The 26,280-nt window shown below is 45.7% G+C and carries 19 protein-coding genes and 1 riboswitch; of the genes, 9 read left to right on the top strand and 10 right to left on the bottom strand.

The genetic code is table 11. The features are described from left to right. Positions 1–136 precede the first annotated feature (136 nt). The 4 genes from AB4154_RS00845 to AB4154_RS00860 form a co-directional block, all read right to left on the bottom strand. Positions 137–1,126 (bottom strand): GGGtGRT protein, encoded by a 990-nt coding sequence (locus AB4154_RS00845; protein ID WP_017067817.1) that lies wholly within the window; start codon positions 1,124–1,126, stop codon positions 137–139. Between the two features lie 25 nt (positions 1,127–1,151). Continuing rightward, positions 1,152–1,844: an iron-sulfur cluster assembly scaffold protein gene (locus tag AB4154_RS00850; protein ID WP_017068533.1), complete on the bottom strand. Its 693-nt coding sequence runs from the start codon at positions 1,842–1,844 to the stop codon at positions 1,152–1,154. Positions 1,845–2,038: 194 nt separating this feature from the next. Then, a riboswitch (Fluoride riboswitch) is annotated at positions 2,039–2,123 on the bottom strand. A 155-nt stretch (positions 2,124–2,278) separates the two neighbouring features. Continuing rightward, positions 2,279–2,572 (bottom strand): YebG family protein, encoded by a 294-nt coding sequence (locus AB4154_RS00855; protein WP_008223840.1) that lies wholly within the window; start codon positions 2,570–2,572, stop codon positions 2,279–2,281. Between the two features lie 88 nt (positions 2,573–2,660). After that, positions 2,661–3,557, bottom strand: coding sequence for a LysR family transcriptional regulator (locus AB4154_RS00860; RefSeq protein WP_017059889.1), 897 nt, complete (start codon positions 3,555–3,557; stop codon positions 2,661–2,663). A gap of 208 nt (positions 3,558–3,765) precedes the next feature. Between AB4154_RS00860 and AB4154_RS00865 the strand changes: the two genes are divergently transcribed. The 4 genes from AB4154_RS00865 (at position 3,766) to recD (ending at position 14,614) form a co-directional block, all read left to right on the top strand. Continuing rightward, positions 3,766–4,716 carry a TDT family transporter gene (locus AB4154_RS00865; RefSeq protein WP_372122006.1) on the top strand — a complete coding sequence of 317 codons (951 nt, stop codon included), beginning with the start codon at positions 3,766–3,768 and terminating at the stop codon, positions 4,714–4,716. A 127-nt stretch (positions 4,717–4,843) separates the two neighbouring features. After that, the gene (gene recC, locus AB4154_RS00870) at positions 4,844–8,320 is read left to right on the top strand and encodes an exodeoxyribonuclease V subunit gamma (protein WP_372121988.1); all 3,477 of its coding nucleotides are present in this window, start codon (positions 4,844–4,846) and stop codon (positions 8,318–8,320) included. A gap of 409 nt (positions 8,321–8,729) precedes the next feature. Continuing rightward, complete coding sequence (gene recB / locus AB4154_RS00875) at positions 8,730–12,404, top strand: exodeoxyribonuclease V subunit beta (RefSeq protein WP_372121990.1); 3,675 nt, start codon at positions 8,730–8,732, stop codon at positions 12,402–12,404. After that, positions 12,404–14,614, top strand: coding sequence for an exodeoxyribonuclease V subunit alpha (gene recD / locus AB4154_RS00880; protein WP_017059894.1), 2,211 nt, complete (start codon positions 12,404–12,406; stop codon positions 14,612–14,614). The genes recB and recD overlap by 1 nt, the downstream gene beginning before the upstream one ends. Before the next feature lie 81 nt (positions 14,615–14,695). Here the strand turns inward: recD and AB4154_RS00885 are convergent, their stop codons facing one another. Both AB4154_RS00885 and argA read right to left on the bottom strand, forming a co-directional pair. Further along, positions 14,696–14,887 carry a hypothetical protein gene (locus tag AB4154_RS00885; protein ID WP_046224581.1) on the bottom strand — a complete coding sequence of 64 codons (192 nt, stop codon included), beginning with the start codon at positions 14,885–14,887 and terminating at the stop codon, positions 14,696–14,698. Between the two features lie 283 nt (positions 14,888–15,170). Further along, positions 15,171–16,508 carry an amino-acid N-acetyltransferase gene (argA, locus tag AB4154_RS00890; protein WP_017065782.1) on the bottom strand — a complete coding sequence of 446 codons (1,338 nt, stop codon included), beginning with the start codon at positions 16,506–16,508 and terminating at the stop codon, positions 15,171–15,173. 161 nt (positions 16,509–16,669) lie between these two features. On the opposite strand from argA, the gene AB4154_RS00895 reads away from it, so the two are divergent. The 4 genes from AB4154_RS00895 to csdE all read left to right on the top strand — a co-directional run bounded on the left by AB4154_RS00895 (position 16,670) and on the right by csdE (position 19,762). Then, positions 16,670–17,143, top strand: a complete 474-nt coding sequence (locus AB4154_RS00895) for a DUF2850 domain-containing protein (protein ID WP_017064193.1) — start codon at positions 16,670–16,672, stop codon at positions 17,141–17,143. 81 nt (positions 17,144–17,224) lie between these two features. After that, entirely contained in the window at positions 17,225–18,337 is a 1,113-nt protein-coding gene (gene mltA, locus AB4154_RS00900) for a murein transglycosylase A (RefSeq protein WP_372121992.1), read from the top strand. 113 nt (positions 18,338–18,450) lie between these two features. Beyond that, positions 18,451–19,260 (top strand): tRNA cyclic N6-threonylcarbamoyladenosine(37) synthase TcdA, encoded by an 810-nt coding sequence (tcdA, locus tag AB4154_RS00905; protein ID WP_017079921.1) that lies wholly within the window; start codon positions 18,451–18,453, stop codon positions 19,258–19,260. A 73-nt stretch (positions 19,261–19,333) separates the two neighbouring features. Next, on the top strand, positions 19,334–19,762 hold the full coding sequence (gene csdE, locus AB4154_RS00910) for a cysteine desulfurase sulfur acceptor subunit CsdE (RefSeq protein ID WP_102445259.1): 429 nt from the start codon (positions 19,334–19,336) through the stop codon (positions 19,760–19,762). A 69-nt stretch (positions 19,763–19,831) separates the two neighbouring features. On the opposite strand, the gene csdA is transcribed toward csdE, so the two are convergent. The 3 genes from csdA to AB4154_RS00925 all read right to left on the bottom strand — a co-directional run bounded on the left by csdA (position 19,832) and on the right by AB4154_RS00925 (position 22,917). After that, the gene (gene csdA / locus AB4154_RS00915; protein ID WP_372121994.1) at positions 19,832–21,043 is read right to left on the bottom strand and encodes a cysteine desulfurase CsdA; all 1,212 of its coding nucleotides are present in this window, start codon (positions 21,041–21,043) and stop codon (positions 19,832–19,834) included. 87 nt (positions 21,044–21,130) lie between these two features. Next, positions 21,131–22,024 (bottom strand): 2-dehydropantoate 2-reductase, encoded by an 894-nt coding sequence (gene panE, locus AB4154_RS00920; protein ID WP_372121996.1) that lies wholly within the window; start codon positions 22,022–22,024, stop codon positions 21,131–21,133. 110 nt (positions 22,025–22,134) lie between these two features. After that, positions 22,135–22,917: an outer membrane protein OmpK gene (locus AB4154_RS00925; RefSeq protein ID WP_059021295.1), complete on the bottom strand. Its 783-nt coding sequence runs from the start codon at positions 22,915–22,917 to the stop codon at positions 22,135–22,137. Between the two features lie 586 nt (positions 22,918–23,503). Between AB4154_RS00925 and AB4154_RS00930 the strand changes: the two genes are divergently transcribed. After that, complete coding sequence (locus AB4154_RS00930; RefSeq protein ID WP_372121998.1) at positions 23,504–24,850, top strand: DUF4397 domain-containing protein; 1,347 nt, start codon at positions 23,504–23,506, stop codon at positions 24,848–24,850. Positions 24,851–24,916: 66 nt separating this feature from the next. On the opposite strand, the gene AB4154_RS00935 is transcribed toward AB4154_RS00930, so the two are convergent. Next, the gene (locus AB4154_RS00935; RefSeq protein WP_017059905.1) at positions 24,917–26,275 is read right to left on the bottom strand and encodes an AmpG family muropeptide MFS transporter; all 1,359 of its coding nucleotides are present in this window, start codon (positions 26,273–26,275) and stop codon (positions 24,917–24,919) included. Between the last annotated feature and the right edge of the window lie 5 nt (positions 26,276–26,280).

The raw sequence follows: 26,280 nt of genomic DNA on the forward strand, positions 1-26,280 counted from the left end.
TGTGAATAAAAAACAGCCAGCATAAGGCTGGCTGTTTGGTTTTAGTGATAGGTGTAGAGTTTTAGTCGTCCGTTATTGCTTGATTCTCAACTAACAGACTCTACATAACAGGCAGATTGTGGGACTCACTTTGTCGTTATGCGTGTTGAGATTCACTCACTGCCACAGCCAATGCAACCGTCGATCCGACCATTGGGTTGTTGCCCATGCCGATGAAGCCCATCATCGCCACGTGAGCAGGAACTGAAGAGCTACCTGCGAACTGAGCATCAGCGTGCATTCTGCCCATGGTATCGGTCATGCCGTAAGACGCTGGGCCTGCTGCTACGTTATCTGGGTGCAATGTTCGACCTGTACCGCCACCTGAAGCAACTGAGAAGTATGGCAAACCTTGGCGAGTGCGTTCTGCTTTGTAGATACCAGCAACAGGGTGTTGGAAGCGTGTTGGGTTGGTTGAGTTACCCGTGATACTCACATCCACTTCTTCTCTGTGCATGATCGCTACACCTTCACGTACATCATCAGCGCCGTAACACAAGATCTCGCCACGAGGGCCTTGTGAGAAGCGGCGACGTTCTGTTTCAACTAGCTCACCCGTTTGGTAATCAAATTGAGTGCGAACATAAGTAAAGCCATTGATGCGAGAGATTAGGTAAGCGGCATCTTTACCTAGACCGTTCAAGATAACTTTCAATGGTGTTTTGCGTGATTTGTTGACGTTCAGTGCAATCTTGATCGCACCTTCTGCAGCAGCAAAAGACTCATGGCCTGCAAGGAAAGCAAAGCAGTGGCTCTCTTCATTGAGAAGGCGAGCAGCCAGTGCGCCATGGCCGATACCGACTTGGCGTTGCTCCGCAACACTGCCGGGTTTTGTGAATGCTTGAAGGCCTTCACCAATGATATTCGCTGCTTGTTCTGCGTTGTTCGCTTTACGGAACAGAGCCAATGCTGCACCAAGAGTGTAAGCGTCAGCTGCGCTTTCAAATGCGATAGGTTGAGTGTCCATCACTAATGCTTTTGGATCGACATTGTGTGATAAACAGTATTGGTTTGCTTGCTCTAAAGAGTCGAAGTTCATTTCTGCCAATACGCGAGTTACTGATTCATTAAATTGAGTGTTCATCATATCTTTCCTCTTTTATTGGCAAAAATTATTGTTGACGTGGGTTAATGGTGGTCACGGCTTCGTCGAAGCGACCATAAGTCCCTGTCGCAAGGTCAGCAGCTTCGTTCGCTGGTACGCCTTGGTTAATCGCCTTCATCATTTTGCCGAGGTTGAGATATTCATAGCCAATCACTTCGCTGTGATCATCAAGTGCAAGCTTAGTTACGTAACCTTCTGCAAGTTCTAGGTAACGAACGCCTTTCGCTGAGGTTGAATAACTGGTGCCGACTTGGCTACGCTGTGTTTGACCTAAGTCTTCTAGTGCTGCGCCGATCTCTAGGCCACCTTCAGAGAAAGCAGACTGGGTTCGACCGTAAACAAACTGCAGGAAGATTTCGCGCATCGCGACGTTAATCGCGTCACATACCAAGTCAGTATTCAGCGCTTCTAGAATGGTTTTTCCGGTGAGGATTTCCGCAGCCATCGCGGCAGATTGAGTCATACCTGAACAACCAATCGTTTCGATTAATGCTTCTTCGATGATGCCGTTTTTTACGTTAAGAGTCAGTTTTGCAGCACCTTGTTGTGGTGCACAAGTGCCAACACCGTGGCTTAAGCCAGAAATAGCGATGACATCTTTTGGGCTAACCATTGCGCCTTCAACTGGAATTGGAGCTGAATTGTGAAGATCACCCCTTTGAATAGGGCACATTGATTGAATTTCTGAAGAGTAGTGCATAATGTTTTCTCACTTATAGAGCCATTTAAGGCCTAGGGCGTTGAGAAAACAGGACGTGTTGGAAGAGGTGCGGCTAATTCACTACAGATCTTGAGTATCGATAATCCAAAGGTGTCATGGAACTTGGTCTTAATAGACTAAGTCCATTTCAAAATGGAGGAATAGCGATACGTCCAACAGTATTACCTGTTTTCGATTCTGTAGGAGTCATTAGCACTGTTCGGAAAGAACGGGCGGTTGAAGCAAAAGCTTAGGTGGAACCCCATCACCTGATGGCTATAGATTAGATCTTCCTCACACTTTCATGCAAGCGAATGTTTAGAGCGATTTCGACTATAAACAAGCTTCATTATATTTCGATAAGTATAAAAAAACGCCAATAACGAACTCTGATTAGAGGCGTCATTGACGTTTTTTAGAAAGGTATCAGCTAGTTAAGCTGCATCTTCTTCTGCGTCTTCAACAGCTTCAAGCTTCTTAGCTTTTTTCGGAGCTGGCTTACGCTTAGCACCTAATGCGTAAAGAACTTCTTCTTTGTTCTTCGCTAGGTACATTGCAAGTTCTTCTTGCTTGCCTTCATCTTCAACTAAATCGCTTTTGCCTAACAGTTCAAAAAGCTCATCAGCCATATCCAGCATTTTGTCGTATGCGTCAGCTTCGGCTTTAGAGGTAAAAGTCATTTTCTCTTCTCCGTTGCGTTCCACCACGTACTTGACGATAACAGCCATGGTTAATCCTCTAAGTTTGATAAATTTTACTGGCTTTTTATACAGTTTCTGATGTTAAAAGTCCAGTTGGAGCCCGTACTATGCGGCCTCAATCTTGATGTGCCGCCCAGTCTTCACAATAACTCATGAAAGATTTCAGCAGTGGGCTTTGATATTTGTCTTTATGGACCAGCATCCAGAATCGGCGTTTCATATCAAGTGGCACATTAAGCGCTTTTACTCGGCCTGAATCGATCGCTCGCTGAGCAGCTAAACGAGACAAACAGGCAAAGCCAAGACCGGCAGAAACAGAGTTGATGATTGCTTCTGTGGTGTTGAGTTCAAAAGATTCATACCAATGTTCGATGCGCGGTGCGACGGCACGAAGGAAAAACTCGCGAGTCCCTGAGCCTGATTCACGTAAAATCCAATGGCTGTCTTCTAAATCGCTTAAAATCACTTTTTCTTTGGCAACGAGAGGATGTTGATTACTAACAATAATGCACATTTCATCGCTGCTAAACTGACTCGAAATGAGTTCAGGGTGTAATGTTTTTCCTTCAATTAGCGCGATATCCAGTTCATAATCCACCAACTTTTGGCAGATCAGTGCACTGTTTGAAATGAACAAGCTTTGATCCTGATGTTGAGTTCGTTCGCGAAAGCCTGACAAAATAAACGGTGCGACCTGATTACCAATCGTGTCACTCGCGCCGACCTTTAGATTGCCACTTAAAGGCTGATCATCACGGAACAAAACATCAATACCAGCAGCACGATGTAATATTTCATCCGCCAATGGAAGTAACTTATGTCCCTCTTGGTTGAGAATTAATCGGTTGTTGACCCGGTCAAATAGAGAGTGGCCGAGTTGTTTCTCCATTTCGCCTAGTGCCATGCTGACCGCAGCTTTAGACAGAAACAGAGCCTCAGAGGCAGCAGTCAATGTCGAGTGCTGAGTAATAGTGACGAACACTTTGAGCTGTTTTATTGAAATATTAGCCATCAGATTCCTAGTTTTACTCTGCTGGTGAAAATGGATTCTGTTCAGTATTGATGAACACTTGTTATATATAATTGGATATTGTTTAACGAAGCGCAAGCGTATTATGGCTTCAACAAGCTGATGAGTTCACAAGTTTAGTGAATTAGGTTTAAGAGAGGCTGACATGATTCAACGTATTAAATATAGATTAACAGGAGCTCCAACACCCATGGCAGGGTTAGCACTCGCAATTGCAAGCTTAGGCTGGTGTTGGGATGGTGTTCTAGTCGCACAAGGTATCTTACACACACCGGGTTTGGTGCAGTGGATCAGTGCTGGCATTGCGGCGGTATTACTTCTTGTTTTAGCTGTGAAATTTTTGATTCATGGTCACCTATTGCGTGAAGATCTTGCTCACCCTGTTGTCGGCAGTGTGGTACCAACATTTGCAATGGGGTGCATGGTGGTGTCAGCGTCTTTGGCGCCAATCTCTCAATTCTTACAAGAAGCTATGTGGTTGGCTTCTGTGGCTTTGCATGTTGTGTTTCTAATGAGCTTTTTGTACCACAGAGCTAAAAACTTTGAGATTCACCACATGGTGCCAAGCTGGTTTGTGCCACCGATCGGTATTATCGTCGCTGACGTCTCTTTCTCAGGTAATCCAGTTTTAGAGCCAGTAGCTAACGCGACTTTGGTATTCGGCTTATTGGTTTACGCAGTAATGCTACCAATCATGGTTTACCGTTTGATCTTCTCTCACGAAGTGCCAGATGCTGCAAAACCAACGATTGCGATTATGGCAGCACCGGCAAGCCTATCTTTGGCGGGTTACTTAACCGTTACTGCTAACCCTTCACCTGTGATCATTGGTTTACTATTTGGTATTGCAGTGTTGATGACGTTCATTATCTATATGGCGTTTTTCAAACTACTTCGTCTGCCATTTAGCCCTGGTTATGCAGCGTTTACTTTCCCAATCGTGATTGGTGCAACAGCCTTGTTCAAACTGGCTGCGTGGATGCAAGCACAAGGTGTTGAAGCGCACTACATCAGCCAAGTGTTCAATCTAGCGTACCTAGAACTGATTGTGGCAACCTTCGTCGTCGGTTATGTCGCGATTCGTTACTACATGAACTACAAACCTCACCGTGTTTTAAGTGCGGTAGCGGGCAGATTGTAAAGGGCAATAGTTCAAAAGATAAACGGACCTTAAGCTTTCGGTATTTCATAAGCTTATATTCCTCATCCAAACTCAGCACTTATGCTAATCTGGCAGTATATTGTGGCAAGATTAGCGTGAGTGCACTTTGTTTACTGTTTACCATTCCAATAAAGTTGATACTTTAAAAATTCTTCTCGTTCACTTAATCAAAAGTGACCCTTTAGCCAATCCTTTCGAAAAAGAGCAGATCTTGGTTCAGAGCCCAGGTATGTCTCAATGGCTTAAGATGGAACTCGCCAAAGAGTTTGGTGTAGCAGCAAATATCGATTTTCCTCTTCCAGCAACCTTCATTTGGGATATGTTTACCCAAGTGCTTCCTGACGTACCGAAACGCAGTGCTTTTAACAAAGAAGCGATGACGTGGAAGCTAATGAGTTTGCTACCTGCGAAGCTTGACCACCCTGATTTCTTACCCTTACAACGCTATCTTGAAAACGACGAAGATGATTCGAAGTTGTACCAATTGGCAGAGAAAATTGCCGACATCTTCGATGGTTACTTGGTGTATCGACCGGAGTGGATGGCGATGTGGGAAGCGGGAGAGCCCGTTGCCGAGTTAATTGATGATGGGGGGCAACAAGAACATCCTTGGCAGCCAATTTTGTGGAAGACACTCTATGAGCAAACCCTGTCTCAAGGCCAATCGAAGTATCACCGTGGTAACTTGTATCACGACTTTATTGAAGCGTTAGCCAATCAACAAGGTCAGCTACAACACTTACCTAAGCGTCTGTTTGTGTTTGGTATTTCGTCACTGCCTCCTCGTTATATGGACGCATTGAAAGCGCTTGGCGAGCAGATTGATGTCCACCTGATGTTTACCAACCCTTGCCAACATTACTGGGGCGATATTCGTGACCGTAAATACTTGGCGAGAGTGGAAGCGCAGCGTCGTAAGCAGTTTGCTTTGGTTGATGGTTTACCTCAGCTAGAAGGCGAAGTCTCACCATTAAAAGATGGCATTGAAGCCAATATTGAAGACGAACTGCATACTAGCCAAGCGGTAGGCAATAGCTTACTCGCATCTATGGGTAAGTTAGGTAGAGATAACCTGTTCTTGCTATCTCAATCAGACAGCGAAGAGCATGAGTTCTTTATTGATGTAGAGAGAGATAACCTGCTGCATCAACTGCAAGCCGACATTCTCCAGTTAGAAGAACACCAAGATGATCACATCTTAGACTCCAGCAACCACAAACAAGTGGTTGAGCTGGGTGATCGCTCATTGACGGTACATGCTTGTCACAGCCCAATGCGTGAGGTTGAAGTTCTTCATGATCAGCTGTTAGCAATGTTTGACGCTGACCCGACATTAAAGCCACGCGACATTATCGTGATGGTGGCAGACATCAATGCTTACAGCCCTGCGATTCAGGCGGTATTTGGTAATGCTCCGGGTGAGCGTTATATCCCTTACTCGATCTCGGATCGAACGGCAGACCAAGAGAGCCCGATTCTGACCGCGTTCATGCAGTTGGTCGCGCTACCGAATACGCGTTGTTTAGCGTCTGAGTTGTTAGAGCTACTAGAAATCCCAGCGATGATGGCACGCTTTGGCATTGATGAATTTCAATTCGAGCAAGCTAAGCAGTGGGTTGAAGAAGCAGGCATCCGTTGGGGTGTCGATTCGTCTACCGCAACTGAGTTTGACTTACCTGCTACTGAACAAAATACCTGGCTATTTGGTATCCAGCGAATGCTACTGGGCTATGCGATGTCGGATTCTGCAGGTTTGTTTGAAACTGAACACTCTCCAATTGCCGCTTATAACGAAGTTCAGGGTATTAACGCCGAACTTGCAGGTAAGTTAGCGCATTTTATTGACCGCATTGCTCATTACCGTCAACGCCTTGCTGAGACGCAATCTATCGACATGTGGCGTGAAACCTTGCTGCAAATGATTGACGATTTCTTTGCCGTTGAGCTAGAAGGCGAGGTGGTGCTTAAGTCGATTCGTGATGCACTTTCTCAACTGAATGAACAGCTTGATGATGCCTTGTACGAACAAGAGCTATCGCCAAGCATCATTTATCAGTACTTAAACAATAAACTGTCGGGCGCGCGTATCAGTCAGCGTTTCTTAGCGGGGCAAGTGAACTTTTGTACCCTGATGCCGATGCGTTCTATCCCGTTCAAAACTGTTTGTCTATTAGGCATGAATGACGGTGTTTACCCACGCTCAATGCCGCCGGAAGGTTTTGATTTGATGAACGGGCGCACTCGACCTGGTGATCGTTCTCGTCGTGATGATGACCGTTATCTATTCCTAGAAGCAATGCTGTCAGCACAAGAGTGTTTATACATCAGCTATGTCGGCCGTTCGATTCAAGATAATACTGAGCGAGTACCGTCGGTATTGGTTTCTGAGTTGATTGAGTACTGCCACCAGAACTACTGCCTAAGTGCAGATCAAGCACTACCAAGTGATGATTCTGGTATCAAACTGACTCAAGCAATCAGCTTTGAACACACCATGACACCATTTAGCCCAGCAGCCTTTACCCAAGGTGATGCAGGTCATGTATTGAGCTACGCCAAAGAATGGCTTCCTGCGGCAAATCGTTCTGGTGAGCGCAGTGGTGAATTCAATCGCGCTTTGGATGACTATTTGCTTGGTGCGTGCTATCCGTTAGAACTCGATTTGGTTGAGCTACAGCGTTTCTGGCGTTTGCCAGTGCAATACTTCTTTAATCGCCGTCTAAAAGTGGTGTTTGAACCGCCACTTCCTGTAATGGAAGACGATGAGCCATTCGTACTCAATGGACTAGAGAGCTTCCAGCTTAAAGATGCGCTGCTGCAAGTGTTGCTGGACCACCCAGAAGGTGCAGACGAAGCGGTGCGACTGTTTGTCTCTGAGCAAAAAGCCCAAGGTCGATTACCGGTCGGCGCCTTTGGTGACATCGAATTTGAAACCAATCGTGTTCAAGCGGAAGACTTAGCCAAAGAGATTAGATTTGTGAGCGGATCACCGCAGCAAGATCTCGAAGTGAATATCGAGTTTGACGTGTTAGGCGAAGGTAAGCCTGTTCGCTTGATGGGGTGGTTAACTCAAAACTATCAATCAGGTCTAGTGCGTTTCCGTAGCGGCAAAATACGCTCTCAAGATTACTTGGCTGCGTGGATTGATCATCTATCCTGCGCTGTTATGGGACACGGAAAAACGACCCATATTATTGGCTATGACAGAAAAGAGGGCGTGGTTCACCAAACGCTACAACCTATCGGCGATGCGCAGCAAGCGAAGAGTATATTAGCTGAGTTAGTACGGCTGTTTTATCAAGGTATGACTGCACCATTGCCATACTTCCCGAAAACGGCATTAGCTGGTGTTGAAGCGGGCTTTAGCCGTGGTAAGTGGGTCGATGATGAAGAAAAGTCACTCAAGAAAATGGCCGATACCTTTAATGACAGCTTCGCCTTCACGGGCGAGGGTAGAGATACCTACATCTCACGAATCTGGTCTAAATGGGACGATGAATTGGCTACTGAGTCGCGTATGTATTCAACGCTTGTGCTACAGGCGGCAAGGTTGGCTGCTGCCGATCTGGAAGATCAGGAGTAGGTGGCTGTGATCGACAAGATCAATAGCGAGTGCGCTGAATTAATGAAAGACAAAAGAGAGTCGCTGGTAAGCGTTTGGTACGCTTGCTTTCAAGATGAAGGGAATCAAGGTGAATAGAAGCAAGGTACAGGAAATAAAGTGGCCGCCAGTAAATCATTATTAGTGTAGGGCGTTCGCTGTACGGCCACAGGTCAGAGGGACCATTATTCTGTGGTTCAAAGTAACGCCGTAAAGTACAAAACTCGTACGCGCTCCTGAACTCGTGGGCGCATAGTAGCGAGGCGATCCGAATTGATCCGTGAGAGAGATCGCACTAACTATTAACAAATCAGCGTAGGACGTAAATTGAATGACGTTTTCCACGCTAGGTCACATTTGTAACAACATATTTATCAGAAGGCAGTAAGGCATGACGACCACAAGCAGTGTTCAGGTAATCGCTCCACAGACACTCGATACCATGACGTTTCCACTTCATGGCGCGCGTTTAATTGAAGCATCAGCGGGTACAGGTAAAACATTTACCATCGCTGGCTTGTACTTACGCCTACTGCTCGGGCATGGCACGGCCGCTCCACAAGGTGATCTGACTGAAGCCACTCGACACCATGAGCCGCTAACCGTAGACCAAATTCTGGTGGTGACCTTTACTGAAGCAGCTACGGCTGAGCTGCGAGATCGTATCCGTGCACGAATCCATGATGCACGCATTGCGTTTGCTCGCGGGCAAAGTGATGACCCAGTGATTGCGCCTCTGTTGCAAGAGATCGAAGACCACGCAGGCGCGGCTAAAACTCTGCTTAACGCTGAAAGACAAATGGATGAGGCTGCGGTATACACCATTCACGGTTTCTGTCAGCGAATGTTGACTCAAAATGCTTTTGAGTCTGGAAGCCGCTTTGATAACGAATTTGTGACCGATGAAAGCCACCTAAAAGCACAAGTAGTTGCTGACTATTGGCGTAAACAGTTTTACCCGCTGCCCATTCAACTGGCTGGTGAGGTTCGTAATATCTGGGGTTCACCGGCTGCATTATTAGCAGACGTAAATCGTTATCTGACAGGATCTCCACTAAAGCTAACCGTCGAAGCAATGTCGGGCGACCTGCAAACTCTGCACAATCAAAACCTAGATAAAGTGAAGCAACTTAAGGCGTTGTGGTGCGAATCCGAAGCGGACTTTTTGGCTTTGATTTCAGGTTCAGATGTGAACAAACGTAGCTACACCAAGAAGTCTCTGCCGACTTGGTTAGAAGCGGTCACGGCATGGGCGCAGAGCGACACTCATGATTACCAGTTTCCAGATAAACTAGAGAAGTTCTCACAAGCCACTTTAATTGAAAAAACACCGAAAGGCACTGCACCTCAGCACGCCGTTTTCGAAGCGATTGAGGACTTCTTAAATTCTCCAGCAGATCTAAAAGCTCCATTGCTGGCGCATGCGATTACTCATTGTCGAACTATGCTCGCCAAGGCGAAACAGCAAAAGCAGTGGTTATCATTTGATGATTTGTTGACTCAGTTATCTGCGTCGATCGATGTCGATGAGCAGTCACTGCTGGTGGAAAGGATTCGCACGCTCTACCCGGTGGCGATGATCGATGAATTTCAGGATACCGACCCACTGCAATACAGTATTTTTAGCCGAATCTATCTTGATAATCCGCAGTGCGGCTTGTTTATGATCGGTGACCCAAAGCAGGCGATTTATGGCTTCCGTGGCGCAGATATCTTTACCTATATCAAGGCGAGAAACCAAGTTAGTGCTCACTACACCTTAGGCACTAACTGGCGCTCAAGTGCCGATATGGTCAGTGCAGTAAACCAAGTTTTTATGAATTCGGACAGCCCGTTTATCTACGATCAAGACATTCCATTTTTGCCCGTTGCTGCCAGTCCATCAGCCGACAAACGCCAATGGGTGATGAACGGAGAAACTCAGCACGCACTCACCTTTTGGCTGCAAGAGGCTGAAGATAAGCCATTGCCGAAAGGTGAATATCACAAGGCCATGGCAGAAGCGACAGCGAGTCAAATTCAAACTATTCTGACCGCTTCTCAAAATCAACAAGCCTATTTTGATAACGGCAAAAAACAACATGCCGTGAATGCGGGTGATATTGCTGTTTTGGTTCGAACCGGTAGTGAAGGTCGTCTGATTAAGAACGCGTTGTCGGAACAAGGCATTGCGAGCGTGTATTTATCCAACCGAGACAGTGTGTTCACCAGCTTGGTCGCACAAGATATTCAACGTTTGTTGCAGGCGGTGCTGACACCTGAAAATGACCGAGCATTACGCGCCAGTTTAGCGTCGGAGTTGTTTGCTCTGGATGCCGCATCATTGGATGAACTCAACAACGATGAAGTGGTGTGGGAAAACGTCGTTAACGAGTTTAGAGAATATCGTAAGTTGTGGCTTCAGCGCGGCGTGTTGCCAATGCTTCGCAGCGTGATTAGTAAACGACATCTCGCGGAACGCTTACTGGAAGAAGAAAATGGTGAGCGCTCACTCACTGATTTAATGCACATTGGCGAATTGTTGCAACAAGCAAGACAAGAACTCGACAGTGACTATGGCTTGTTGCGTTGGCTGGCTGAAGCAATCTCAGATGCACAAAATGGTTTAGGTGGCAGTGACGACGACATTCAACGCCTTGAATCAGAAAGAAACTTGGTTCAAATCGTTACCATTCATAAATCGAAAGGCTTGGAATATGACCTTGTATTCCTCCCATTTGTCGCGAGTTACCGAGAAGCGAGCGAAGGCAAGTTCTACGACCATGACTCAGATACCACGGTACTTGATATTACGGGTAGCGATAGTGCCTTAGCGCAAGCCGACAAAGAGCGATTGGCGGAAGACTTACGTTTGATTTACGTGGCGCTGACTCGTGCTGTTTATGGATGTTTTATTGGCATGGCACCGCTACGTAAAGGGCGTTCAACCAAAGAGCCGACCGGCGTGCACTTGAGTGCCATGGGCTATTTGGTTCAAAACGGACAAGAGCAAGGCATCGCCGAGTTGCATCAAGCTCTATCGGCTATTGAGGGTAAGAATTCCAGTGTGCTGTTAGCCGAAACACCTACCGCTCACGAACAAATTTTTGTGCAAACAGAGCAAGTGAGTGACGACTTACAGGCCAGTGAACTTAAGGCTTCAATTGACCGAGCTTGGCGTATCACCAGTTACTCGGGGCTTGTCAAACAGGGCAGTCACGGTGCGAGTCATGACGCGACCATTGAGGTGTCTGGTTTTGATATTGACTCGGCTGATGAGCAGGATGAGTCTGAGTTGATTGAGCCTGAACGCTCTATCTTTACGTTCCCTCGTGGTGCTCGCCCAGGTACTTTCTTACACACCTTGTTTGAGGAGGTTGAATTTACCGAGCCAGCAACCAGTGAACATAACACGCAAGTAATCACTCACTTATTAGAATCAGAGCAATATGAATTAGAGTGGCTACCTGTGCTTCAGCAACTGGTCGATACAGTGCTGAACACCGCATTAGACGGCAAGAACTTAAAGCTAAGCGAGAAAGACTCGACGCAACGTTTAGTTGAGATGGAATTCTTACTGCCGATCGAAGTATTGGCTGCATCTGAACTGAATCAAACCATTCAATATCACGATCCATTGTCAGCCAAAGCGGGCGATCTAGGTTTCCAAACCGTGCAAGGTATGTTGAAAGGCTTCATCGATTTGGTGTTTGAGCACCAAGGTAAATACTATGTACTCGACTGGAAATCGAATCACTTAGGAGATGATGTTGCTGTCTACCATGGCGAGGCATTGAAATCGGCGATGGCCGACCATCGCTATGATTTGCAATATCAAATCTATGCATTGGCGTTGCACCGTTTCTTACGCAGCCGCGTTGCCAATTACAGCTACGAACAACATTTTGGTGGCGTGTACTACTTGTTCTTACGAGGAATGGACGGCCAATCTCAGCAAGGTATTTTCTCGGCCAAACCAACACTGGTTTTACTTGATGAAATGGATCAATTGATTGACGGTAAAGTGATAGACAGACGTTCGGCACAATTGAATGACGATGAAACTGGACAGATGGGGCTTTTATAATGACAACAACGACCACTAATACCGGCATAGATACTGCGAACACAGCAAAGCCAGTTTCACTTATTCCTGAGCAACTGATGGATGTACTCCAGTTTCTTGCGGATAAGGGTTCTATTCGTCAGTTGGATTATCAATTTGCCCGTTTTCTTGCTCAGCAAGCCACGAGCTACCCTCAAGAGATCGGCTTTCTCGCGGGGGTAGTGAGCCATGAATTAGGCAAAGGACACATTTGTACTCAGCTTATACAGCAGCATACGACAGGCCCTGAACTAGCGGCAGATCTTGCTCAGTTACTTGGGTTATACGGTGAAACTGCACTGCAATTGAACCAAAAACTGTTGGGTATTGATTGGGTGGCGGTACTTCAATCATCAAACTTAGTGGGAACGACCAACGATTGTGTTAAGCCTCTAATGTTCGATGGGCAGCGTGTCTATTTACAGCGTTATTGGAACTACGAAGTTGTGTTGGCTGAGACCTTAAACCGTTTAAGTAAGCCGGTAGAGTTCAATACTGAGCAGAAAAAAGCGCTGACTGAAACGCTCAATCTGCTTTTTGCACGTAGCTATCATTTTCTGTTTAACGCCTTAGCCAAGGCTGAAGCAAGCCAACAAACGTCTCAGGTATTACGCCAACAATTGGTGTGTGACCATCTTGATATTGTGAATGAGCAGGCTTTAGATTGGGGATCAATCGACCAAGCGATTGTTCAAGCCAAGCAAGTGACAGATTTAGATGCGCTGGATAGCCTCGTGCCGTTATCTGTCTGTTTGAACTGGCAAAAGGTCGCGGCAGCGGTAGCGTTGAGTCGTCGTTTTGCGGTGATTTCTGGTGGGCCGGGTACTGGTAAAACAACCACGGTAACCAAATTACTGTCGGCGATGGTCGAGCAATCTCTCAGCCAAGGTAAAACACCAACGATTAAGCTAGTGGCACCAACGGGTAAAGCGGCGGCGCGTTTAACCGAGTCGATCGGTAAAGCAATTGAACAGCTGCCATTAGCGCCTGAAGTGAAAGCCAACATACCGACCGAATCGAGCACCTTACACAGATTACTCGGCGCGATTCCTAACCGTGCTGAGTTTAGGCATAACCGACGCAATCCACTCCACCTTGATATCTTGGTAGTGGATGAAGCTTCAATGGTTGATCTGTCGATGATGTATAAGCTGGTGGATGCACTTCCTGAGCACGCAAGGCTCATCTTATTGGGTGATAAAGACCAACTCGCTTCAGTAGAGGCAGGTGCTGTGCTCGGTGATATCTGTTCATTCAACTCTGCAGGGTACAGCACAGCGCAAGGCAATTTGATTGCAGAGATGACAGGTTTTGATGCGATAGCTAAACCAAGACAAGACAAAGCTGGAGCGGTGAATCCGCCTGCGATTGCGGATAGCTTGTGTATGCTGCAGAAGAGTTATCGTTTCGATGCGCGCTCCGGTATCGGTCAGCTGGCAAAAGCAATCAATAATGGTTCTGCGAATCAAGTAGACCAAGTGTTTGCCAAAGGTTTTGGCGATATCGAAAACCACCCTCTGTCGAGTGACAGCTATAACCTGATGCTGCGTACTTTGGTTAACGAGTATGGTGCGTACCTCAATAGAATGAATGTGCCGTTGGAAGAGTTAGAAACTCAAGAAGCGAGAGCGAAATCGGTACTCGATTTGTTCAGCCAATGCCGACTGTTGTGTTCCATTCGTGAAGGGGATTTTGGTGTTAAAGGCCTCAACCACAGAATTGAAAGAGCACTGGCCGCAAGGCGTTTGGTGAGCCCTCATAATGATGAGCTGTGGTATCACGGACGTCCTGTTATGGTGACGCGAAATGATCATGGCTTGGGTTTGTACAATGGTGATATTGGTATCTGTATGCTTGAGGCGGGTTCTAGTCAACCTGACTTAACCCCTCGTTTGAAGGTCTATTTTGAGTTGCCCGATGGCAGCGTAAAAGCTGTGCTACCAAGCCGAGTGCCCGATCATGAAACGGCTTATGCAATGACAATACACAAATCTCAGGGTAGTGAATTTGATCTGACCTTAATGATCTTGCCGCCAGATTTCAGCCCTATTTTAACGCGGGAGCTTATCTATACAGGTATTACACGTGCGAAGAAACGACTGATGATGTTCAGCGATACAAATGTGTTGAAGCGTGGGATTAAGGTGAAAACAGAGCGAGTGAGTGGTTTAGGCAGTCGCTTAACGAATTAGTCGTTATGGACGGCTAGAGAAGGTTTTGAACTTAGGGCTAGATAAACACAAAGCAACCATCCTTGGTTGCTTTGAGCGTTATTAGGAATCAGAGCCTAAAAACGCTCGAGTAAACGATATGTGGTTTATCTTGTACTTTGCTTGGCAATTCAAAATAAACTCTTTTAGATTCTCGCTAACAGGGAACACGCAGTGTACGTCTAGCCCTTCTAAGAATTGGTTATCAGCCATATCCCAAAAACTTTGCAGCGAGTTACAAACAATGGTTCTCATATCAATATTGCTCTTTTTGCTGTTTATATTAACGAGCAGAGCTAATGTTAGCGTGCTGGTCGTCAACGGGTATAGCAATCCGTGCAGTGACCACCTCAATGAGTTCGACATGACTATCGAGATGGCAATTCCAATAAAAACATTTGTTAAGATTATTAAAGCGTCTAAATTCTATACAATTATACGTGTGAGTGAAAGTGCATAGTTAATAAATCTCATATAGAAAACGATTACATTTGCAATTATTTTTCTGTCGAAGTGAGATTGTGCTCCAAAACTTTATTTATACGTTGAGCGCCAAGATCTTTGAGTTTCTCTGATAGTTGTATAACCCTTGTTTTTCCATCGGTAATTCATCAACCGCTATCTCGTAAAAACCCTGTTCACGGAACCAGTGAAGGCTGTGCGTAGTAAGGACAAAAATCTGGTCGATATCACGAGATTTTGATTGGTGACGCATGTAATCCAGCAACAATTGCCCACGGTTTCCATCGCGATAGTCAGGGTGAATCGCCACACACGCCATCTCTGCCATGTGATCTTCCGGATACGCATATAGTGCAGCGCAACCAATAATCAGTCCGTCTTTTTCGATAATCGTAAAGCGGTGAATCTCTTGTTCCAATTGTTCTCTTGAGCGACGAACGAGAATGCCTTGTTCTTCCAAAGGACGAATAAGGTCAAATATGCCACCAATATCGTCAATCTGAGCTTGTCTTACTTGCTCGGCACTAGCCATGACCACTTGGGTTCCAATACCGTCAAAAGAGAACAACTCTTGGATTAATGCGCCATCTACCTTGTAGCTGATTAGATGACAACGAGGCACACCAGCTCGACAAGCGGAGATCGCTCCTTTCAAGAAGCGCAGTGTTCCTGTGCTCATGTCTTCGGCAGGATTTTGAGATTCCGTTAATCGTTCTAGAATTTGCTTGGCATCTTTAGGGAAGAGTTCGGCGAGCACGTTACCGCGTTCATCTGTTACCCCTTGTTCGGAGCAGAAGCCAATCAGCTTGTCGGCCTTTAGACGAATAGCAACTTGGGTAGCGACCTCTTCAGAAAGTAGGTTAAAGCTTTCGCCTGTCACGGAGCTGGCAATAGGGCCAAGCAGTACAATTGAACCTTGGTCAAGCGTGCGATTGATCCCTTCGATATCGATTCGACGAATACGCCCGCTATGGCAATAATCCGTACCGTCATCCACGCCAAGCGGTTGAGCCGTAATGAAGTTACCACTCATAACATTGAGTTGAGTGCCTGCCATCGGCGTGTTGTTTAAGCTCATTGAGAGGCGTGCGGTGATGGCAAGTTGAAGCTGTCCAGCAGCCTGCATAGCGACGCCCAAAGAATATTCATCAGTGACCCTAATATTCTTGTGATAAGGCGTATGGCAATCTTGCTTGGCGAGCAATTGGTTGATCTGCGGTCTTGCCCCGTGAACGAGAACAATCTTTACTCCAAGGCTGTGGAGCAAGGCTATATCACTAATAATGTTACCAAAGTTCCTGTCGGCAACGGCTTCGCCTCCCAGCATAATGACCATGGTTTTGCCACGGTGAGCATTTACGTAAGGGGTTGATTGTCTGAAACCTTTTACTAGCGCTGTACTTCTTAATTTCACAGAACAAGTCCATTTTGTTTATTTATTCGATAATTTAGCATTTAAATTCAAATGTAAACAACACCTTTTTGGAATAAAGCGCAAACTATTCTTATCTAGGCTTCAATATATAAACTGTCTCAGTGTAGAATGCGCATAGCATCCTTATGAGTAGTCACCGAATGCAACAAGCTCCAGCAACAAAGAACAAAATCGATGAGATAACCAAAGGTCTCTACAGCGAAGCTGATCAGCGCAATCAATCTAAGTTGAAGCGTAAGATCATTGAACGCTGTTTAATGGTTCTAGCCTTAGTGGGTTCGTTTGCGGTGGTTTCTTTGTTCGGCGATGTGCTTTCCCGAGTGCAAAATGCGGCGACGCCCGACAATCTGATATACGGCACTTGGATAGAGCAAGATGTTGCACATTATGCGACCGATGAGTTTGTTCTGAATGCTAATGGTGTGTCAGTTCGTGGGTCTGTTGTTTCGACGAGCTTTGACTTTGATGGAAACTACTTTGAATACAAGGCGGGTGATAAAACCTATCGCTTCCGCATGACCAATTCTGACAATACAGAAATGGTGCTCGATTCTGACAGTCACTACAATCCCATTTTTCGCCTTAAGGGCCATATCGATAACTCCGTCCGATAGGTTATCTTCTTGTAAACTCTTACAATCTAAGATTGTGTTATCTGACTGTTTTTGTCATCCTCGATGCATAGAATTTTTAGGATGACTCTTGTGATTAAAAAATGGCTTCCCCTTGTCGCTGCCTCTTTGTTATTTGGCTGTGCTCAACCCACTGATCTTGCTCAGCAACACCTTGATGACGAATTTCCTCGCACCTTGAATAAGGTCGATCAGGTTGAATCCAATAAACCAAGAGACTACACCGCATTTGCAGAACAAGCTGAGATGGTGGTTTCTAAATCCCCTTCGATGGCTAAAATCTATGAGCCGCTTTATCAACAACTCAATGAGTGGGCGATGCTGAGTGGAGATCCAAGCGAGCTAGCGAATTTTGGCGTTCAAACCGCTCAACTAGGTGGTGGTGATAAACAAGGCAATGTTTTGTTCACGGGCTACTTTTCTCCTGTGATGGAGCTGCGCCACGAAGCGAATGAAGAATATCGTTACCCTGTTTACGGGCTTCCTGAGTGTGGCAAAGAGTGTCCAACACGCCAAGAGATTTACAACGGCGCACTAGAAGGTCAGGGCCTTGAGTTAGGTTATTCAGCAAACCGCATCGACCCATTTATGATGGAAGTGCAGGGCAGTGGATTTGTGCACTTCGGTGATGATGACACGCTGCAGTATTTCGCCTACGCGGGTAAGAACAATAAAGCTTATGTGAGCATTGGCCGTGTTCTGATTGAACGAGGCTTAGTTCCACGCGAAAAAATGTCGCTAAAAGCAATCAAAGAGTGGGTATTGGCAAACGATCCTAAAGTAGTGAAAGAGCTGCTTGAGCAAAACCCTTCTTTCGTTTTCTTTGAAGCGAGAGACGACCTATCGGTAATGGGCAGCGCGGGCATTCCTCTATTACCGATGGCGGCGGTAGCGGGCGATCGCTCTATCTTACCTATGGGAACACCGATTCTTGCTGAGGTTCCACTACTGAATGCTGATGGTACTTGGAGCGGCGCTCATCAACTAAGACTGCTATTGGTTTTGGATACGGGCGGCGCGGTTAAGCAAAACCATTTGGACCTTTACCACGGCATGGGCCCTCGAGCGGGTACAGAAGCGGGCCATTACAAGCATTTTGGTCGTGTGTGGAAGCTCGGTTTAGATGGCAGCGCAACTGAAGCGCCTTGGGCTTTGCCTCCTGAAAAGGTTGAGTAAGCTACAATAAAATAGGGCATTGAAAGCGAATCGCTAATCCCCTAGACTTTTTATTCAAGAGTGCGTATAAAACGCACTCTTTTCTTTTTCTCAGAAATAAATTGGCGGCAACAATGCGTGAATTGACCACTCCAGCTTCAGAAAACTATGACCAACGATTTGGTGGCACCCGTCGCCTATATGGCAATAGTGAAGTCGACATACTTAGAGCAGCACACGTGTGTGTGATCGGTATTGGTGGTGTCGGTTCATGGGCGGTTGAAGCGCTTGCTCGTACTGGTTTAGGTGAGCTGACTTTGATCGATATGGATGATGTGTGTGTGACCAACATCAACCGTCAGATCCACGCAATGTCGGGTACCGTTGGTAAAAGCAAAATTGAAGTGATGGCAGAGCGCGTTAAGCTGATTAACCCTGAGTGTAAAGTTAACCTGATTGACGACTTCATCGGCCCAGACAATCAGGCTGAATACCTGTCGAAAGAGTTCGACTTTGTATTAGATGCGATTGATAGTATGAAAGCTAAGGCTTCACTGTTGGCATATTGTCGTAGTAACAAAATTAAGGTGATCACCACCGGTGGCGCGGGTGGGCAAGTCGACCCGACTCAAATCAAAGTGGCCGATCTGACTAAGACGATTCAAGATCCGCTAGCGAAGAAGCTAAAAGACACCCTTCGTCGTCATCATAATTTCCCTAAGAACCCTGCGCGTAAGTTTGGTATCGATTGTGTGTTCTCGACTGAACAGCTGAAATACCCTCAAGCTGACGGCAGTGTATGTGCTGCGAAAGCAACAGCGGAAGGTCCAAAACGCATGGACTGTGCGACGGGTTTTGGCGCTGCGACAGTGGTCACTGCGACTTTTGGTTTTGTGGCTGTTTCACGTATTGTTGAAAAGCTGATTCAAAAGCACTCTAAGTAGTTCTTTATTATTTGCTTGAGAACACTAAACCATTGTCACCTGTACATTTAGTCATAATCTATTGGATATTAAAATGATGTCATTCCCAAGCTCTCCATTCGGCACTGAAATTACCAGTGATGATATTGTCGCGAAGATGCAGACATTCAGCGGCTGGGAAGATCGTTATCGCCAAGTGATTCAATGGGGTAAGAAATTACCTAGCATGCCTGATGAGCTGAAGAGTGAGCAGGTTGTAGTTTCTGGTTGTGAAAGCCAAGTCTGGCTAGTTTCTCAGAACATCGACGGTGTTTGGTATTTTTGTGCTGATTCTGATGCTCGTATCGTGCGCGGTCTGATTGCATTAGTGATGGCTGCGTATGATGGAAAAACATCAGAGCAGGTTCAAGCGTTCGATATTGATGGTTACTTTGAAAACATCGGTTTAATCACCCACCTAAGCCCATCTCGCGGAAACGGATTAAAAGCGATTGTTGCTCAAATCCAAGAGTTAAGTGCTTAATATCACTCAGATACACAGAAACAAAAAGGGTTGACGCTAAACGCCAACCCTAAATAATCTCGCCACACCCTAAAGCATATCAACGGCTTTTTCTATCGCAGCTATAAGCTTATCAACGTCATCCATGTTGTTGTAAATACCAAATGAAATTCGAACCGTTCCTTTCACATTAAGTGCATCCATTAATGGGTGAGCACAATGATGTCCTGCACGTGCCGCGATGCCCTGCTGATCCAGTAGGGTCGCTATATCTTGATGGTGAACACCATCCATCACAAAAGTAATCACACTTGCGTTAGGTTGATAACCCAATACTTGAATATCATCCAGTTTACAGAGCGCAAGGTAGGTCTCGTTCTGTAGCTGGTGGATATGATTTTCGACATCTTGCTGTGCAAAACCACGTAACCATTCTATTGCAGTGCTTAATGCTATCGCTCCGGCCACATTTGGCGTGCCCGCTTCAAATTTCCCTGGTAACTGTGAAAAAGTAGTGCCAGAAAAAGAGACGCGCTCAACCATTTTTCCACCACCGTGCCAAGGTGGCATCGCTTCGAGCAATTCAAGTTTGCCATAAAGTACACCTATACCCGCAGGGGCATAGAGCTTGTGCCCTGAGAATACGTAGAAATCCGCCCCTAAAGCAGCAACATCAACTGGCTCATGAACGATGCCTTGTGCGCCATCGACCACAACAATCGCATTCATCTTGTGTGCTTTTTCTATGACAGCTTCAATTGGCTGACGAGAACCCGTCACGTTGGTTATCTGAGCCAATGCAACAATCTTGGTTCGTCCATTTAAAAGCGTATCAAACGCGACTAGGTCAAATTCGCAATCCGATGTCATCGGTACTTTAACGACTTTAGCCCCGGTTTGTTCTGCAACAATTTGCCAAGGCACAATGTTGGCGTGATGCTCCATTTCGCTAACCAAGATCTCATCGCCAGGCTGAAGGGTACTTCTTGCATACGTTTGAGCAATTAGGTTGAGTGCTTCGGTGGCACCGCGAGTCCAAATGATCTCTTTTGAAGAGCTTGCACCAATAAACTGAGCGACCTTATCTCTTGCCGCTTCAAACTGACTGGTCGCGTTCGCTGTTAAGCTATGACTACCACGGTGAACATTGGCATTTTGTTTGGAGTAATATTGGCTAATGGCATCAATAACCACCTGAGGTTTTTGTGTCGTTGCCGCGCTGTCTAAATAAATCAACGGCTGTTGATTGATGGTTTGTGATAGCGCAGGAAACTGCTCTCGGATGTGATTGATATCAAGCATCTATTCTTACCTAAAATCTTGGGAATTGGTGCTAGCGTTGTGCTTAGCGGTATTGTTATTTTATCGCGACTTGTTAACCGTTGCTGACTAATCTTGATGATTCCAGCGATTTTCTTGCCCTTTGACTTGAGCGAACAGTCTTTGGTTAACAGGAACGTCTATCTGATGCTTGAGTGCAGTCTTAATAAGGTAGCCGTTAATGAAGTCGATCTCTGTTTTACGTTGGTAAAACATATCCTGCTTCATGGATGAATTGTTCTGTGCCGTGGCTTGGATAACCTGTTTGACGCTTGCTTCCAATTCATCGAATGAACAAACGATCCCTTCGGCTTGCATAACCTGCGTGAGCTCTTTAACGATAGAATTCAAAATACCCTCAAATCTTTTATCTGCAAGTTCGCCATTCTTGATTTGTTCAAGGCCCGTGAGTGGGTTGATCGCACAATTGATGGCGAGCTTAGTCCAAAGCGCGGTTTCTATTTGTGGGTTCCAACGCACAGCAGGGAGAGCATCATCTAAGACATCAACTAAAAACGCACACTGTTGGCCGATTTGGTTGAAAGCACCCAACTGGGTTTGTCCGATTCCTGTGTGAGACACATTATTGCGGTCGGGTTTGAATGCAGCTTGAGTAGTGGTTGCCAATATTATTGGGTAAGCATCAATTTGAGTGGCTATCTCATCAACCGCGCCCATTCCGTTATGCATGAATATGAGAATGGTGTCTGGGTCGAGATGTTGGAGGAGCGGAGTGGTTGCGGTTTCGACTTGCCAAGCCTTGACGGTGAAGATAACCAGATCACTCGCGGCTAATCGTTCGATATTGTTGTTACTGATAGGGAGAGAGGGTTGTCCATCAAGTGATAGCTCAATGGAGTGGTCGGAAGAACGACTCCACAAAGACACATTATGACCAGCTTGAAGTAGTTTTATTGCCCATAAAGAGCCGATGGCCCCTGGCCCAACAATAGTGATGTTCACAGCAATACCGAGATAAGAAAGTGATGCTGCAAGGATAGCGAGGCATTAAATGAAAGCAATAAAAAATGGCACCCGAGGGTGCCATTTAGGAAACTTTCTTAGAAGTTCGATTAGAACTTGTAAGTTACTGCAACGTAGTGACCGAAGCCTGTTGATTTGAATCCATCAGTATCTTTAATACCGTAGATGTCTTTGTAACCTTTTAGGCCGTAACCAACAGCAAAACGATCTGAGTGCCAGTAGATACCATTGTACATTGCACCACCGTTACTTGCAGAAGAGTACTTGTCTTCCAGACCAAATTGGTAATCGATGTAACCTTGGTAAGAGACGAATGAACCGTTCTCGAAGAAGTAGAAAGGTTTAAACCAGTTTGCAGAAACTTGGTAACCGTTCCAATCTTTGTTGTTTGAATCGTATGTACCGTAAAGGTTTAGGCCAATTTTGCCTAACCACGGAACCATTACGTCAGAACCTAAACCAACTTTTTGAGTGTTAACGCCAGAGTTACCACCCCATTCCATAAGTGTAGATACGTAAAGCTCTTGAACTGGACCGAAAGAAAGATCTTTACCTGTAAGTCCGTCTAGAGACATACGAGGAGCGAACTTCATGAACATCTTTTCAGCACCAGCTTTATCGCTGCCTGGATCAGACGTTAGGTTGAATACGTCAACATAGCCATAAAGGTCGAAGATTCCCGAGCGGCCACCGAATTCCATCTCTAGGTAATCATGTGAAGACTCACCTGGAAGTTCGTCAATTGCAGCCATAAGGTTGAATTGCATCCATTTGTAATCGTTTTTGTGGATGTCGCCGTCAGAATAATCCGCTGCCATTACTGGAGCAGATACTGCTGCAAGTAGGCCAAGAGTTAAAAGTGATTTACGCATAATGGAACTCTCTATGTTTGAAATAAGTAACCCGCTAATCCGTGCGTGTTTATGATGTCCGAATGCCGAGCATAATAGCGATTTTGTTCTCAAATAAAAGTGAGACGGAGTGAAAATTACAATTATTAAGGTGAAGCTGATCACACTAATGATCTAAATGATGGAACTTTAATGTGGCAATGCATCTTGATGCACCTCTAATTCTATTGATTTTGTGAAACTCGATTATTTTGTGGATAAATAGGTGAAATACTGTGCTAAGCAAACGATTCTACTAATTAGAGTGATATGCATATCAAAATCAACAGTATTCTTTTCTAAGCGTTTTCTCTTAAAAAATGACTCATTCAAACCACCTCTTAATCTCGTCTTTGATCTATTTTTGACCAACAGCGTAGTGGAGTTGGAATCAATTGATGGACAACTCATGTGATGACTGCCTAGGGATTTGAACCTAGCTACTTTTTGAATCACGGAGAATTAAAGACAGTTCACTGCACTAGATTTTGAAATACTTTTTAAAGATTAGTTATTGGACTAATCATTTGTGTGACGAACTGGTCTAACTTTTTTGGAGAGAAGACCGATGAAATATTCACCTATACTCGCTGTAGCGATATCAGCCCTTTTCATTGTTGGGTGTGATGATGACGATGAACCAACAACTCAACTACAAGCTGTACATGCATCGCCAGATGCGCCTTTAGCTAACGTTTTAGTCAATAGCCAGGCTCGTTGGAGCGGTGTCGATTATGCTCAGGCATCCGGATACGCCTCAGTAGATCAAGGACAGACAACTCTTCAAGTCGATGTTCAACTCCCAGGTGACGCTGTTGCTACTGTTATTTCTCCAAGCCAATTCGATTTAAGCGGTGAATTAGATTACACCGTGATGGTTGTAGGCGACGCCGATGGATCCAACAATCCTGTAGAGGCTTTGGTTGTTACTCGCCCTGCTGCAGGAACGGCAACAAGTTCAAGCCTAGATGTGCAAGTAGTACACGCGGCAACAGGTGTTGGCGATGTAAATCTGTATGTCACTGGTCCTAGTGATCCATTGGGCGCTCCGCTTGGTACTCTCGGTTATAAGGACTTTACTGACGTACTCAATATCCCAGAAGGGCAATACCGAGTGAGATTAGAAACCGTGAGCGGTAGTGCTATTGCTTTTGACTCTGGAGAAATCACTCTTTCTGGCGGTAGCGAGCTAACTATTGCAGCGGTACCAAGAGCTGACTCAAACAGTGTATCTCCGGTGAAGTTGATGGTGATGGACGGTAGTGGATCATCGTTAATCTACGACATGGCAGAAACTGCCGAAGTAAGAGTCGGGCATTTGGTCGATGGCGCACCAGCTGTAGATGTATTTGTTAATTCTGCTAAGTTTGCTCCTCTTGATGGTTTAATGTTTAAAGAAATTCGCGGTTTCTTAGATTTAGCAGCAGACAGTTATGATATTGATATATACGAAACGGGAACGACGTCTCCGTCATTTATTGATGTTGATGGATTAGCTGTATTTGCTGGCATGGATTACAGCATCTATGCGGTAGGGACAGTAAGTCCACTGAATTTGGAACCTTTGGTTGTTCCTGAAAACCGTCGTCCGGTTGCGACCAGTGCGGTGTTAAACATTACCCACGCCGCTGCTAACCCAATTGCGGCATCGGTGGATATCTACTTAACAGAAAACGCGGGGATCTCTGGTAGCACTCCGGCGCTAAGTGATGTGAAATTCAGAGATTATGCGAATGGCATTTATGTTACGGCGGGGTCTTACTTTGTGACGATTACTGTAGCGGGTCAGCCGTCAGTTGTGGCTATCGACTCTGCGCCCGCAACCTTAGCTGATGGTGTGGTGTATCAAGTCGTGGCGATTGATGATTCGATGGGTACGGGTTTTAACCTAATTGTCAGTGAAACAACAGACTAGATCTGAAGACAGAACGTAGAAGAGGGTAGATCAATGCTACCCTCTTCTTATTTGTTTTCTTTGACTCTATTCTTGGTTAGTTTTGGCTTTCTCTAATAAATCCGTGAAAAAGTGGCGTAACGAGTAGAGCATGATCAAACTTGGAATCACCATAAGTGCGGTCAGTATAAAGAAGGTTGACCAATCATTGAGGTAATCGACCAATTCACCACTAAATGAAGCCAGTGTTGTTCGACCGAAGTTACCCAAGGATGCGAGTAATGCATATTGGGTTGCAGAGAAGGCCTGCCCGGTTAATAGTGTTAAGAAAGAGACAAAAGCTACTGTTGAAAAGGCGGTAGTGAAGTTATCGACAATAATCGTTGCCAAGAACAGTGTTTCACTTGGGCCTGCTTGAGCGATCCATGCAAACATTAGATTACTGGCTGCCATGGCAACACCGCCAATCATCAGTCCGCGTACAATGCCGAATTTTACATTGAAGACGCTGCCTACCAAAGTGAAGAATATGGTTGCGCCCCAACCAATTAACTTCGAATAGTGGCCGATCTGTTCGTTACTGAAACCTATCTCTTTATAGAAGGTGATCGACATGCGACCTAGGAAGGCTTCACCTATCTTAAATAGGAATACGAACAGCAGTAGGGTGATGGCAACTTGAACTCCGTTTCGTTTGAAGAAGTCATAAAACGGTTCTAACACGGTAACACTGAACCAAGCCACGACTTTCGAACCGACAACCTTATTGTGGCGTTGCTGAGCCTGTTCTTGCAGGGCTTCGCGTTGTGTATTTGGCTCTCCGACAAAAAGAGTAAACAGCATTAGTACGACAACGACGCCTGCCATTCCGTAATACACGCCATTCCAACCGATTGAGTCTGCGTTAATAAAGGCAAGGTAGCCTGGTAGAGAATACCCCGTCCACCAACCAATTACGGCCATTGCAGAAGCTTGCGGCAGTTTTGATGCTTCGGATTTTGGGAAGGTATCAATACGAAATGCATCAATCGCGATGTCTTGCGTGGCTGAGGCAATGGCAATAGCGAGCGCCAACATTGAAGTAAACGCCAAGTTCTCTGCGGGATTGACGCCTGCGATGAATAAGGTACCGATTAAAACAATGGATTGGCAGAAAAAGATCCAACTGCGTCGCTGGCCGAGTATTGCGTGAAGCACCGGCAGTTTTACTCGGTCTACCAATGGTGCCCATAGAAAGTTAATCGCATACACGGCAAACACACTGCCAAAGTAGCCGATGGCAGCACGCGTTAAACCTGCATCTTTTAGCCAACCAGACATATTGGATCCAATAAGAACCCATGGGAAGCCACTCGAACAGCCGAGCATAAACACCCAAAGTAGGCGTTTATCTAGGTAGCTGCGGAAAGTCTGCATCCAAGAAAGAGAGGGAGTGCCTGATGACATAGGGC

The organism is Vibrio sp. 10N.286.51.B11 (assembly GCF_041469245.1).
Classification (GTDB): Bacteria; Pseudomonadota; Gammaproteobacteria; order Enterobacterales; family Vibrionaceae; genus Vibrio; species Vibrio crassostreae_C.